The following is a 13,402-nucleotide window of genomic DNA, read 5'->3' on the forward strand; positions in this document are numbered from 1 at the left end:
ATCGTCCCAGATTTTTTGAAATTTCAAAAAAAGCTCCTTATGCAAGGAGCTTTTTTCCGTGTTAACCTTTTTCATATATTTGTCTTTATAATTATCTCTATTTGTACAGCTGTTAGTTACACATGACTTACAGACAGACGCAAGATCGTCTCATGCGGCAAAATCACCCGAGGGTTGTCCACCGCTTCTTTCTTCATCAGCTTGGTCAACAGACGCATCGCTACCGCGCCAAGGTCATACATCGGCTGCGCCACGGTTGTAAGCTGAGGCCGAACCATGGAAGCCATGCGGATGTTATCAACACTGATTACGGAGAAATCATCCGGAACCCGCAAGCCTTCATCCTGGATGCTGTGAATCGCACCGATTGCCATCTCATCCGTTGCTGCGAATACTGCCGTCGGCCGCTTCTTGAAGCCGAGGAAGTACTTCATAGCCTCTACACCGGATTCGTAGCGGTAATTGCCGATTCGGACCAAGTCCTCATCATATGGAATATCCGCCGTCTCCAGTGCACGCTTGTAGCCCTGGAACCGGGCATATCCGTTCGCCGGATCCTGGAGCGTACCGCTGATCATCGCAATATGGCGATGCCCATGACGAATCAAAGTGCTGACCGCATCAAATGCCGCTGCTTCATGGTCGATGTCGACAGAAGGAATTGTGTCGTGCTCTTCACTCGTCGCGCACAGAACAATCGGAACCGCAGAGGTCTGGAACGCTTGAAGATGCTCATCGGTTACGGTGCCGCCCATGAACAGAAGTCCGTCCACCTGCTTTTCAAGCAAGGTATTGATTACACGGATTTCCTTCTCCTTCTTCTTGTCGGCGTTACACAAAATAATGTTGTAGTGATACATGTTCGCAATATCCTCGATACCGCGTGCAATTTCCGCAAAAATCGAATTGGAAATATCGGGAATGACCACGCCTACCGTGGTCGTCTTCTTGCTGGCGAGGCCTCTTGCCACAGCATTCGGGCGATATCCGAGCCGTTCAATCGCTTCATAGACTTTCTTTCGAGTCTGCGGCTTCACATTCGGATTGTTGTTCACAACCCGGGAAACCGTAGCCATCGAAACGCCCGCTTCACGTGCCACATCGTAAATGGTTACTGTCACATTCTTCTCTCCATTGCCAATAGATTTTCAATTAAAAATATGATACGACAAAAAAATACTTTACGCAATGATAACGCTTTAATTCGATAAGACTTCCTCTAATGCGTCGGCAGTAATTCTCGAATGGGAGGTGTTCCATACCGCCTGTCCGTTCTTGACAAGAATCGCCTGCGGAGATTCATGCTTGACCCTCAGCTTGTCCGCAGCCTCATTGGATATCTCCCGCTCCTCCACTACATAAATCAAACCGTATGTAACTTGTTCATTCGGTGTCTGACTCAAGTAAGCTTCTGCTTCCCGATAGGCTTCCGCACTGATCGGACATCTTGTGCTGTGCTTGAACAGCAGGACCGGCTGCTCTGCCGACCGTGTCAGCAAGGCCGATAGTTCCTCTTTGGAGACGATTCTTTTCCATTCCGGCATCAAGTTTCATCCCTTTCAGAAAACTGCTTTTTCATTTTCTAATCATATCTTACCAAAAAAAGAAAGTTAAACACAACTCCATTTAGGAAAAACATCTAAAATTCTCTTTATTTCGCCCCAGAATATTGGCGTTTACTAACAAAATTCGACAGAGTGGCTAAGCGGACCGTGATTTCATTCATCCAATTTTTGTCGTCCGATTTTTGAGCACAGCCGTATAAGTCGAGCAAAAGATTAATTCGCTCCTCGCAGCTCTTCACCAGCATGGCCTCATTGAGGTCGCCTTCCAGCATCGGATCAGTAAACAAGCCGTACAGGACGTCAGCCAGTTCATTCACCTCAGGAAACAGGATTAACCCGGTCTCGCCCTGCTCCTCCAATTGGAACAGAAGATCCAGCAGATCGGATTTCACAGCAGGAAGCACTTCATAGCGTTCGCAATCATCACATTCCATAATCGGCACCCGGTCTACCTGAATCCCATTCTTGTATATAACCAGACGGAAACCGAGGCTCATACGATGTCCGCAACGGCATAGCTTGCGCACAGGATCACCTCATCTAATCATCAGCAATTTTCATAGAAAAAATTTTAACGAATCACGACTTTTTGATACAATCTAAATATTACGGATGGAATAGGCTGCTCGTCAACGGAAATAATAGACAGGAGGAGACGGATTTGAGATTATCTGGTAAAAAAATTATTGCTTTGGTCGATGATGAATTTGAGGATTTGGAGCTTTGGTATCCGATTTATCGCGTTCGTGAGGAAGGGGCAACTGTACATCTTGCCGGCCCGGAGAAAGGCAAAAAATACATTGGGAAATACGGTGTTCCCGCGGAAAGCGAGCTTTCCTTCGATGAGCTGTCTGCCGCTGATTATGACGGCATTCTCGTTCCCGGCGGATGGGCCCCGGACAAGCTTCGCCGCTACAAGCAAGTGATTCAGGTGGTTCGAGAGCTGCATGAAGCGAAGAAGCCGATCGGGCAAATTTGTCATGCGGGATGGGTGCTAATTTCAGCAGGAATTCTAAAAGGGGTCACTGTCACCTCAACCCCAGGCATTCGCGATGATATGGAAAATGCGGGGGCCATCTGGAAGGATGAAGCCGTTGTCGTTGATGGTCATATTGTTTCCGCACGCCGACCGCCTGACCTGCCGGAATACGGCAAGGCATTTGTTGATGCCGTTGCAGGGCAGGTCTGAAGCAAGTTATATAAGTTGAACTCTGAATAATTTTACGTTATGGGGGCAACGTGTGAAGCACACTTATGCCCCTTCTACGTAGTTTTCTAGTTCAACTCATGATAAAAGGGTAAGGGCAATTTCACGGAACTGATCGTTCCCGTGAAATTGCCCTTTCGCTTATATTTTTAGCTTTTCGTCCATCTTGTAAGCGCTGCTTCAATCTCTTCAGTGGTTGTGAGCGTGTAGCAATGCTTGCCCTGCTCCATCCCCTCGGCCAATGTGCTGTTCAGAATCCGGTGCTTCACTCGAAGCAAGGATTGAGGCGACATGCTCAGATTGGTCACACCAAGATAGAGCCAGAGCGGAAGCGCCTTTTCATCGCCGGCCATTTCCCCGCAGACGCTAACGGAAATCCCGGCTTCCTTGGCGGCCAGCACCGTCTGCCGCAGCAGACGAATAACGGCCGGATGATAGGGATGATAGAGATGCGCAACCTTCTCGTTCATCCGGTCTACGGCCAGCACATATTGGACCAGGTCATTCGTGCCGATACTGAAAAAGTCGACCTCCTGCGCCAGCAAATCAGCAATTGCAGCAGCCGCAGGAATCTCAATCATGATTCCGGTCTCAATATCTTTGTTGAAGGGCAGCTCACGGCGAAGCAGCTCCTGCTTGGCTTCCTCCAGAAGCGCATTGGCTTGCCGCACCTCCTCCAGAGTATGAATCATCGGATACAAAATCTTGATCTGTCCGTACGCACTCGCCCGCAGAAGCGCCCGAAGCTGGGTCTTAAACATCTCAGCCTCATCCAGACTGATTCGGATCGCTCTGAAGCCGAGGACAGGATTCTCTTCCTCAAACAGCGGGAAGTACTCCAGCTGCTTATCTCCGCCAATATCGAGCGTACGAATCACTACCGGATGCCCGCCGGCCGCTTCCACGACCTGTCGATACACTTCGAACTGCTCCTCTTCGGATGGAAAGGCAGAACGGTCCATATACAGAAACTCCGTCCGGAACAATCCGACCCCTTCGGCCCCATATTTGACCGCTTGCTCTACATCCTTTACAGAGCTGATGTTGCCGGCCAGTCTCATGCGGTAGCCGTCCTTGGTGACCGCATCGACCGATGCCAGCAGTTGAAGCTGCTCCTTGCGCAGACGCTGCTCCTCGGCAATCCGGTTAAACTGCTCTAGAAGCGCCCGGGAAGGCTCCCGATATACGGTGCCCTCATCCCCGTCAATGATGAGCAGATCGCCGGTTGAGAGCGGCTCTTCCGTCAGGCTTTCCAGCCCCGAGACCAGCGGGATTCCGAGCGCCCGCGCCATAATGGCCGAATGGGAGGTCTTTCCCCCTGACATAGTAACCATGCCGAGTACATTTTCCGGATTCAAATGAACCAGTTGGGAGGGAGAAAGTTCCTTAGCCACCAGAATATAAGGCTGTGTATCAGAAGGCAAAGTGATCTCCGGCGTACCCAGCAGATGCTTCAGCAGCCGGTTCCCCACATCCTTGATATCCAGTGCCCGCTCCTTCATGTATTCATCATCCAGCAGATCGAACATCGTGACAAAGTGGTCGATGGCTTCTTTCACCGCAACCTCGGCCGCTTTATACTGACGCTCGATGATTCCTTGAATTTCACTCATAAATACAGGATCGTCAAGAATTGCAATGTGCGCATCGAAAATGCTGGATTCCTCAGCACCGACGGTTTCCCTGATTTCATTCTTCATGACCTCGATCTCGGTCTTGGACGTACGGATTCCTTCGTACAGGCGCTCAAATTCCTTGGCCAGATCCACCTTTTCCATCCGGCGATCCGGAACATCCCATTCCCAGGCGGGCAGCACAAAAGCCTTGCCGATAGCTACGCCCGAGGCTGCACCGATACCCTGTATCATGTTTCGACCCCCTAATCTTCTGCCGTGCTTATTCTCGCAAGTTAGGATTTGCTTCTCTCTAGTTCTTTATGGTAAGCCCAGCCTGTCAAATTTGTCAAAGGAAATTCCGCAGAACGAAGAAAGACCCGGATGTCTGAGCACAGCCGGGTCAGCCAATCATGGCTTGATTCATTTATCTTTTTCCGAGCAAAATACTGTCTTCCACCTTGATACAGCGATCCATGATCACGGTAAGTCCGCCCTCGGCAGCGATGCTCCCTGCCTCCTCGCTCACGATCCCTTGCTGCAGCCACAGTACCTTTGCCCCGATTTGAACGGCTTCACGGGCAACCTCTGGCGTATGCTCGCTGCGCCGGAATACATTCACGATATCAATCGGCTCCGGGATGTCGGACAGGGAGGCATAGACCTTCTCTTCAAGAATTTCCCCCTGCACCGCAGGGTTTACCGGAATGATCCGGTAGCCTTTTTGCTGCATGGCAGCGGCAACCATATACGAGGTACGGTCGCTTTTGTCCGACAAGCCTACAACAGCGATATTGCCTGCCTGTTCAAGAATCTCCTTGATTTGCTCGCGATCCGGATTTTCAAATGCCACAAAGCATCTCTCCTTTCAGACTCAAGCTTATTTTACCCATTCCACCGAAGCGCCAAGCGCCTGCAAATGGTCGAAAAACTGCGGATACGATTTGGCCACATGATGCGCATCCTTGATCAAAAGCGGCTCCTTGCAGCGTAAGCCGACAACGGTGAGCGCCATGATCACCCGGTGATCAAAGTGGGCATTGATCGTCGCGCCGCCCTCCAGACCGCCAGGTCTGCCGTGCACAATGATCTCTGATCTGCCTTCCTCAACCTTCGCTCCCGCCTTCTTCAGCTCGTTCAAGTAGTCTGTGATCCGGTCGCATTCCTTATACCGCAGGTTCTCCACGTTATAGAATCTGGAGGTTCCATCCGCAAAGACGGCGGCTGCCACCATCGCAAGCACGGCATCCGTTGCCGCATCTCCATCGAATTCAACCGGGCGAAGGCGGCCGTTACCGGTTACATGAACCGTACCGTCCTGGTGCTTCAGCGGCACATCCATCATTTGCAGCACATCTACAATCGCCCGTTCGCCCTGCTTGCTCTTCTCCATCAGGCGATGTACCTTCACATCGGATTTCGTGACAGCCGCAGCCGCCAGAATCGCCGCAGAGCCAGGATAATCCCCTTGAACGGTGTAGTTCTTGGCCTGATAAGCCTGGCGTCCGGGCACACGAAACCGGGAGTAATCGGAGGAAGCGTCGATCTGAATGCCCGCCTGCTCAAGCACCTCCAGAGTCTGGCCGATTACAACCTTCGACTTCAGATCGCCGAGCACCGTAATCTCGCTGTCTTCCTCCAACAGAGGCGTCAAGAACAGCAGGGCGCTCAAATATTGGGAGCTGACCTCGCCGGAGACCGATATTTTGCCGCCTTGCGGCTTCCCGCCCATAATCCGGATCGGCAGCTTGCCGTCCTGATGCTCGATTTGCACTCCCATGCCTTCAAGCGCAACAATCAGATCGCTGTGCGGCCGCTTGCCAAGAGAATCAGGATAACTGTTCACAAAGGTAACATCCGGACAGAGCGAGGCGATCGCCATCAAAAAGCGCAGCACCGCCCCGGCATTGCCGACATTCAACTCCTTCACATCGCGCGGACGTCCTCCAAAGCCGGTGATCACAATTTTCTCTTCATCCTCTTCCAGCACAGCGCCCAGCTCCTGAATGCAGCGGCGCATGGCATCGCTGTCTTCGCTATGAGCCGGATAATAGACCGTACTCGTTCCTTCCGCCAGAGCGGCAACTAATAAATAGCGTGTCGTATAATTTTTTGACGATAATGCTCCGATTTCGCCATTCAATTCCGGTGTAGGTCTCACGATCAAGTCCATGGATACAGCTCCCCTTCATTCAATTCAACTGATTGATTAATTCGATGAACCGCGGTAATGCGTTAAAATTTCAGCCGATACTTCTTCCGGACTTTTCCCGGAGGTATCGATGATCACATGGGCAAAATCGTACGCCTGTCTTCGTTGCTCCAGTAAAGCCTCTACCCGAGATCTGGCCCCGCCGGCCAAGAGCGGCCGCCCAGGGTCCTCGCCGACCCGGCTGACAATCTCGTCCAGGGTAGCCTTCAGGGCCACGACCCAGCCCCGAGAGGTCATCTCCAGGCAGTTCTCTTTGCGGAGCACCGCGCCGCCGCCAGTAGCCAGGATGATGCCCTCCTGTGCCAACACATCCTTCAGAACAGCGGCCTCCAGGTCTCGGAAATAGGGCTCTCCCCGCTCTGCAAACAGCTGCGGGATCGGACAACCGGCCGTCTCCGAGATCAAGGCATCCAGATCAACGAGCGGATAGCCTGTCTCCTCTGCCAGCCTTGCGCCAACGGTTGTCTTGCCGGTGCCCATCATGCCGATCAGCACGATGTTGTCCTGCTTCTCCTTCACCATCTCACCCGCTTCAGCGCAGCCTGCTTCATCAGGCCGCCGTATTCAACTTTCTCATATACTAAACTTTTTCATATCATAACACACGCCGGAAGCTTTCGGCATCCAGGTTAAAAAAAAGGCGCCGCAGCCTGCGGATTTCCGCGGCCGGGCGCCCTTCTTCAAGCAAGCGTCTGCTCTTAGAACCATTGATGGTGGAATACGCCTTCCTTGTCCACACGTTGGAACGTATGAGCGCCAAAGTAGTCGCGTTGTGCCTGCAGCAGGTTGGCTGGCAGACGCTCCGTACGATAGCTGTCATAGTAGGAGAGCGCGCTGGAGAAGCCCGGAACCGGAATTCCGTTCTCTACAGCAGCCGCCACAACCTTACGCCATGCGTCCTGATAGCTTTCGACTACATTCTTGAAATAGGAATCAAGCAGCAGATTCTTGAGCTGCGGATCACGATCATAAGCATCCTTGATATTTTGCAGGAACTGCGAACGGATAATGCAGCCGCCGCGGAAAATCATCGCGATGTTGCCGTATTTCAAATCCCAGCCGTATTCATCGGAAGCATAGCGCATTTGAGCGAAGCCTTGCGCATAGGATACGATCTTGCTTGCGAACAACGCCTTGCGTACCTGCTCAATGAATTCAGCCTTGTCGCCGGCGAAGGATTTCACTTCAGGGCCGCTCAGCACCTTGCTTGCCGCAATCCGCTCGTCCTTCATGGCAGACAGGAAGCGGGAGAACACCGATTCCGTAATCATGGAGAGAGGCACACCAAGATCCAATGCGCTTTGGCTTGTCCATTTGCCCGTACCCTTTTGTCCTGCAGCATCCAAGATTACGTCAACCATCGGCTTGCCGGTCTCTTCATCGTACTGCGAGAAGATATCCGCCGTAATCTCGATTAGATAGCTATCCAACTCGCCTTTATTCCATTCGGTAAAGATCTCATGAAGCTCCTTGGCATCCAGACCCAGAACATCCTTGAGCAAATGATATGCCTCGCCAATCAGCTGCATATCGCCATATTCGATACCGTTATGAACCATCTTCACATAATGGCCTGCACCGCCAGGTCCGATATATGTACAGCAAGGATCACCGTTTACTTTAGCCGAAATTGCCGTCAGAATCGGTTCAACCAGCTTGTAGGCACTCTCTTGTCCGCCAGGCATGATGGAAGGACCGTTCAGCGCGCCCTCTTCGCCGCCGGATACGCCGGTACCGATAAACCGGAAGCCCTTTCCTTCCAGCTCCTTGCTGCGGCGCTGTGTATCCGGGAAGTAGGCATTGCCTCCGTCAATAATAATATCGCCTTGATCCAGGTAAGGCAGCAGGCTCTCGATTGTAGCGTCTGTTGCTTTACCGGCTTGTACCATAATTAAAATTTTGCGAGGAACCTCTAATGATTCAACAAATTCCTGCACAGAGAATGTGCCTACAAGATTCTTGCCCTTGCCTTCATGTTCAAGAAGGTCATGCGTTTTCTCCGGGGAGCGGTTAAACACCGATACGGTGAAGCCTCTGCTTTCAATATTCAAGGCCAGGTTTTTGCCCATGACAGCCAGGCCGATAACGCCAATCTGTTGTTTTGACATATTCTCCATCCTTTTCTCACTTTTTTAACAATAATATCATTTTAACTGTTTTGAGTACAGACGTTAAATCGTAAATTCCGATCTCCTTTTTCACAAAACAATCCCCCTGAGTCTCAGGGGGCTGAGCCGAAGCCGGTGAAAGCTATAGTATGCCCGTTCTTCTTACCATTCAAGCTGAAGCAGCAACCTTCTGATCTTCTTCAGCCGCTCCTTACACTGCTCGGAAGCCGACCTATCCCCGCTCTGGAGCGCTTCATGCAACCGTTCAAGCTCGTGATCCAGCTCCCGCTGAAGCTGCTCCAGCTGTCGCTCGGCTGACTGGGAGATGAACAGGTCGATCATTTGCTCCGCATCCATCATCATGTTTTTCTGATACAGGATCCGATGCTCTACCCCCGTAATCTCGACAAGGCGGATGACCTCTCCGAACAAAATATTCTCCACCAGAATCTGGCGGTCCTTGAATCGTTTCACTACGGCATGCCCCCGCAAGTCGCCGATCAGCTTCTCCAGCCACTCCGCCAGCCTTGCATCGCGGATCACGTAATCGCCGGCCAGCCGGTATTCTTGGCCCATGCGCTGAAAATGCAGCTTGGTCAGCTTGCGGCCCGTGCGCACAGAGATAATGAATACATCTTCATTTTCGCTCCAATATAAGGAATATCCATCCTGGATCAAATCGCGAATCAGCTGCTGTATGTGCCGGCGGTCAAAACGGAGTTCCAGATTGCAGTATTCCACCTCATAGCTTTTATTCACGGCACTCCCTCCCTATCGAATGACACTCCTGCGTTTACTACATCCTATGTAACGGGACTCGGTTTATTGATTATTTTTACCCGTTTCGGGCTATTTCTGACGCAAGCAGGTGTCCGGGCCTGTGCTATAATAATGACTTAGGACTTGCTGTTCGACAGGAGAAGACTTTTGACAGGAGGAATCAAGATGACTTATCCCGGATTTACCGGACAAGATTTCGATAGCTTGACTGTACCCGGGCTTGAGCCGCGGATGAACGCGATCATTACCCATATCAGACCGAAGCTAGAGGAGCTCGGGCAGTCCTTTGCCCCCTTTCTTTCCACACTGTGCGGAGAAGAAATGTATCATCATGTAGCCAAGCATGCCAGACGCAAAGTCAATCCGCCAAAGGATACCTGGGTAGCCTGGGCGCCTAATAAACGGGGCTATAAAGCATTCCCGCATTTTGAGGTTGGCATGTTTGAATCTCATTTATTCGTGATCTTTGCAGTTATTTATGAAAGTCCGAATAAGTCTATTTTCGCCGAATCTTTACGGAAACAAGCATCCAGGTATAAAAAAATGCTGCCTGACCATTTTTACTGGTCCATGGATCATATGGATCCGGGAGGAACGCCTAACGGAGAGGTTAGCATCAAGGGCCTGAAAGAAATGGCGGAGAAGCTGCGAACTGTTAAAAAAGCGGAAATTCTCTGCGGCCTGCGCATTGACCGCGATGATCCGCTGCTGATGGATGGAGAACGCCTCTCCTCCACGATTGAGGAGACATTTACGACGCTGCTTCCATTGTATAAAGCTTCATTCTAAGCGATCCCTGCCCGCTGCCGATGGAAGTGCTTCCTGTCCATCGCGGCGGACATTTTTGTGTGAGAGCCGCAAATGAATGAGGAACAAAAGGCTCATCGCCCCGGCGCTTGCCAAGAAAGGAGCATGCGGACCGAAGAAGTCCCAAAGCCTGCCGGACACGACCGGCCCTATCACCATGCCTGTCCCCTGAATGGCAAGGAAGAATCCCCAGACCGCCCCCTTCTCTTTCTTCGGCAGAAGTGTCGATACCATCGTATTCCAGGACGGAAGGATACAGGCATAGCTGGCCCCGATCAGAATGACGAGCCCCCATACCAGCAAGCCCGGCATTCCTTTTGCATACGCAAACAGGCCTATGGACACGGCAGCCAAAGCGAATCCGGCATTCAGAAACGAGGTTGTTCCCCATTGATCCACGAGCCGTCCGACCGGGATCAGCCCAAGTACAGTAAATCCCCCGCCCACAATCAGCATGAGGCTGAACTGCTCAGGCGACAACCCCAGCTCGGTTCGCACAAACAGAGTGATCACTGGAGTCAGCAAGCCCACGGCAAAGGATTGCAGAAATAACGCCGGATACAGCAAGCGGCTCACGTGAATATTGCGGCGCACCTCCCCAATCGTCCGCACCAACCGCCCCTGAAGATGCTTGAGCTTGTCAAATGGCCTGGACGTGTTAACTTTACCTCTCCTTGGAGCCTCCTCTTCTTCCGCCTCCTTTACTACGCCAGGCAATGCCAATGAGATCAGCAGAACGGCTCCGATACAGCCAAGCAATACGCTGAACACCAGTGCATACGAAATTCCGACGAGAAAATTGATCAGGACCGGACCGAGACCTGTTCCGCCCAGACTTGAGATTTGAATCACGCCCATGGCCGTGGCAAAATTCTGATTCTTTTCCGTAACCGATGACACCCCCAGCATGACACAGGGCCACAAGGGAGAGGTCCCCGCCCCAAGCAACGCGCAGCCGAGCACGATATAGCCGATCTGATGCGTGAAGGCAATCAGCAGGACTGCAATCAGCATAATACTGATGCCCAGCGTCATCGCGAGCCGGAAGCCGATTCTGCTTATGAGCCAGCCAGCAGGGGCTCGGAATAGATTGTCCCCGATATATTGAGTGGAGAAAGACAAACCGATCGCGAGAGCGCTAAGTCCCAGCACATCTCCCATATAGACAGGGAGAATAGAGACCAAGAGCGCGCCTTTTACAAATTCAATCAAAAACATCATCGTCCACAAGCAGAGGAAGGTGGGCGTAAGCAATTTACGGTTTACTTTCGGCAAAGGAATCTCCATGTGGTCTCCCCCTCCGTATACAGTCTGATTGGTGCTCCGTCTATCCTATTATTTCCTCTCCAAGCTTCTTAATAACCCTGGGTAATGTCCAGTGATATCCAACACGGCTTTCGCCCAAAACTTCGCTTGCATTCCGGGCCCATTTTGCTATACTCAAGCTTGTTGAAAATTTACTTGAAAGGCAGGGACGGCTCTATGGATCATCAAAGAACGCCGCTATTTTCCGCGCTGAAGCAGCACGCTGCTGCTGGTCCCGTACAGTTTCATATTCCCGGGCACAAAAAAGGGCTCGGAACCGATACCGAATTCCGTGAATTTATCGGCGATAACGCCCTTGCTATCGATTTGATCAATATTGCTCCGCTTGATGATCTTCATCAGCCGACCGGAGTTATTGAAGAAGCACAACAGCTCGCTGCCGATGCTTTCGGCGCTGACTATACCTTTTTCTCCATTCAGGGGACAAGCGGGGCCATCATGACTATGGTCATGTCTGTCTGCTCTCCCGGGGACAAGATTATCGTCCCGCGAAATGTCCATAAATCCGTCATGTCGGCTATTATTTTCGCCGGGGCCAAGCCTGTGTTCGTATCTCCGGCTCAGGACGAGAATCTTGGAATCGATCATGGGATTACTACCTCCTCGGTCCGCCGCGCCTTGGAGCGGCATCCTGATGCGAAGGCAGTGCTTGTTATCAACCCGACTTATTTCGGCGTATGTGCTCATTTGCAGGAAATTGTTGAGCTTGCACACAGCTTCCATGTGCCTGTTCTCGTAGACGAGGCGCATGGCGTGCATATTCATTTCCACGAGGAGCTGCCAATGTCTGCAATGGAGGCCGGGGCTGATCTCGCGGCAACCAGCGTGCATAAGCTTGGCGGGTCTATGACCCAGAGCTCCGTGCTTAATCTGAACGCCAAGAACGGTTACATCAACCCTCAGCGCGTGCAGACGATTATCAGCATGCTGACTACAACTTCGACTTCTTATGTGCTGCTGGCCTCGCTCGATGCAGCCCGGAGAAACCTCGCCCTTCACGGACATGAGATGATCCAGGAGACGCTTGCGCTTGCCCATGATCTGCGAAGTAAAATCAATGAGATTCCCGGCCTGTACAGCTTCGGGCGTGAAATTCTGGGGGGCGAGGCCACCTTTGATCTGGATCCGACCAAGGTAACGATTCATGTTCGGCACCTTGGAATTACCGGCTATGAGACAGAGAACTGGCTGCGTGAGCATTATCGGATCGAAGTCGAGCTTAGCGACATGTATAATATTCTCTGTATCATTACCCCTGGAGACACGAAGGAATCGGTGGATACCTTGCTTGCAGCCTTGCGGGAATTGTCAGTGACCTACTATAAAGAGAACAATGCAAACGAATTGGTGGTCAAAATCCCGGAGATTCCGCATCTCTCACTGATCCCTCGGGACGCCTTCTATGCGGATACCGAGGTTATTCCGTTCAAGGAGTCTGCAGGCCGGATTATTGCAGAGTTCATCTATGTCTATCCGCCGGGAATTCCGATCCTGCTGCCGGGCGAGGTAATCTCCCAGAGCCACATTGACTATATCGTTGATCATGTAGAGGTCGGGCTGCCGGTCAAAGGACCGGAGGATCGTTACATTAATCAGGTGAAGGTCATCGTTGAAGCAAATCCGATTTTCTAAGTATCCGGGATACGCAGTCGGCTTCCTTCAGATTCCGCCTCACAGCCGACACTCTGCCTTTGACTATAATAAGTTGAACTAATGATACGCTGGGGGCAACGTGTGAAGTGTGCCTACGATCGCTGTTGTTCGCGGATTTCTCTGACTGAACT

13 protein-coding genes are annotated in these 13,402 nt (G+C 51.6%); 3 read left to right on the forward strand and 10 right to left on the reverse strand.

From position 1 onward, the window contains the following. Positions 1–116: 116 nt before the first annotated feature. From ccpA to TX85_RS11300, 3 genes are all read right to left on the reverse strand, one after another. A complete protein-coding gene (gene ccpA, locus TX85_RS11290) occupies positions 117–1,121 on the reverse strand; it encodes a catabolite control protein A (RefSeq protein ID WP_044479207.1) in 1,005 nt (334 codons plus the stop codon). 78 nt (positions 1,122–1,199) lie between these two features. Beyond that, the gene (ytxJ, locus tag TX85_RS11295; protein ID WP_044479208.1) at positions 1,200–1,544 is read right to left on the reverse strand and encodes a bacillithiol system redox-active protein YtxJ; all 345 of its coding nucleotides are present in this window, start codon (positions 1,542–1,544) and stop codon (positions 1,200–1,202) included. A 107-nt stretch (positions 1,545–1,651) separates the two neighbouring features. Then, on the reverse strand, positions 1,652–2,092 hold the full coding sequence (locus TX85_RS11300; RefSeq protein WP_044479209.1) for a hypothetical protein: 441 nt from the start codon (positions 2,090–2,092) through the stop codon (positions 1,652–1,654). Positions 2,093–2,226: 134 nt separating this feature from the next. On the opposite strand from TX85_RS11300, the gene TX85_RS11305 reads away from it, so the two are divergent. Next, positions 2,227–2,754, forward strand: coding sequence for a type 1 glutamine amidotransferase domain-containing protein (locus TX85_RS11305; RefSeq protein ID WP_044479210.1), 528 nt, complete (start codon positions 2,227–2,229; stop codon positions 2,752–2,754). Positions 2,755–2,921: 167 nt separating this feature from the next. Here TX85_RS11305 and ptsP read toward each other — a convergent pair whose 3' ends face one another. The 6 genes from ptsP to TX85_RS11335 all read right to left on the reverse strand — a co-directional run bounded on the left by ptsP (position 2,922) and on the right by TX85_RS11335 (position 9,464). Beyond that, a complete protein-coding gene (gene ptsP / locus TX85_RS11310) occupies positions 2,922–4,640 on the reverse strand; it encodes a phosphoenolpyruvate--protein phosphotransferase (protein WP_044479211.1) in 1,719 nt (572 codons plus the stop codon). A gap of 172 nt (positions 4,641–4,812) precedes the next feature. Continuing rightward, positions 4,813–5,238: a CoA-binding protein gene (locus TX85_RS11315; protein WP_044479212.1), complete on the reverse strand. Its 426-nt coding sequence runs from the start codon at positions 5,236–5,238 to the stop codon at positions 4,813–4,815. Positions 5,239–5,265: 27 nt separating this feature from the next. Then, the gene (gene aroA, locus TX85_RS11320; RefSeq protein ID WP_044479213.1) at positions 5,266–6,558 is read right to left on the reverse strand and encodes a 3-phosphoshikimate 1-carboxyvinyltransferase; all 1,293 of its coding nucleotides are present in this window, start codon (positions 6,556–6,558) and stop codon (positions 5,266–5,268) included. A gap of 36 nt (positions 6,559–6,594) precedes the next feature. Beyond that, positions 6,595–7,119, reverse strand: coding sequence for a shikimate kinase (locus tag TX85_RS11325; RefSeq protein WP_044479214.1), 525 nt, complete (start codon positions 7,117–7,119; stop codon positions 6,595–6,597). A 176-nt stretch (positions 7,120–7,295) separates the two neighbouring features. Further along, positions 7,296–8,705, reverse strand: coding sequence for an NADP-dependent phosphogluconate dehydrogenase (gndA, locus tag TX85_RS11330; protein WP_044479215.1), 1,410 nt, complete (start codon positions 8,703–8,705; stop codon positions 7,296–7,298). Between the two features lie 162 nt (positions 8,706–8,867). Further along, a complete protein-coding gene (locus TX85_RS11335; RefSeq protein ID WP_044479216.1) occupies positions 8,868–9,464 on the reverse strand; it encodes a hypothetical protein in 597 nt (198 codons plus the stop codon). 186 nt (positions 9,465–9,650) lie between these two features. Here TX85_RS11335 and TX85_RS11340 point away from each other — a divergent pair, with 186 nt between their 5' ends. Beyond that, on the forward strand, positions 9,651–10,274 hold the full coding sequence (locus tag TX85_RS11340) for a YktB family protein (RefSeq protein ID WP_044479217.1): 624 nt from the start codon (positions 9,651–9,653) through the stop codon (positions 10,272–10,274). Here the strand turns inward: TX85_RS11340 and TX85_RS11345 are convergent. Next, the gene (locus tag TX85_RS11345; protein WP_044479218.1) at positions 10,266–11,579 is read right to left on the reverse strand and encodes an MFS transporter; all 1,314 of its coding nucleotides are present in this window, start codon (positions 11,577–11,579) and stop codon (positions 10,266–10,268) included. The genes TX85_RS11340 and TX85_RS11345 overlap by 9 nt on opposite strands. A 195-nt stretch (positions 11,580–11,774) precedes the next feature. On the opposite strand from TX85_RS11345, the gene TX85_RS11350 reads away from it, so the two are divergent. Beyond that, positions 11,775–13,250, forward strand: a complete 1,476-nt coding sequence (locus TX85_RS11350) for an aminotransferase class I/II-fold pyridoxal phosphate-dependent enzyme (RefSeq protein ID WP_044479219.1) — start codon at positions 11,775–11,777, stop codon at positions 13,248–13,250. Positions 13,251–13,402: the final 152 nt, after the last annotated feature.

Origin of the sequence: Paenibacillus antibioticophila, from assembly GCF_000455265.1 — a bacterium.
GTDB classification, from domain to species: domain Bacteria; phylum Bacillota; class Bacilli; order Paenibacillales; family Paenibacillaceae; genus Fontibacillus; species Fontibacillus antibioticophila.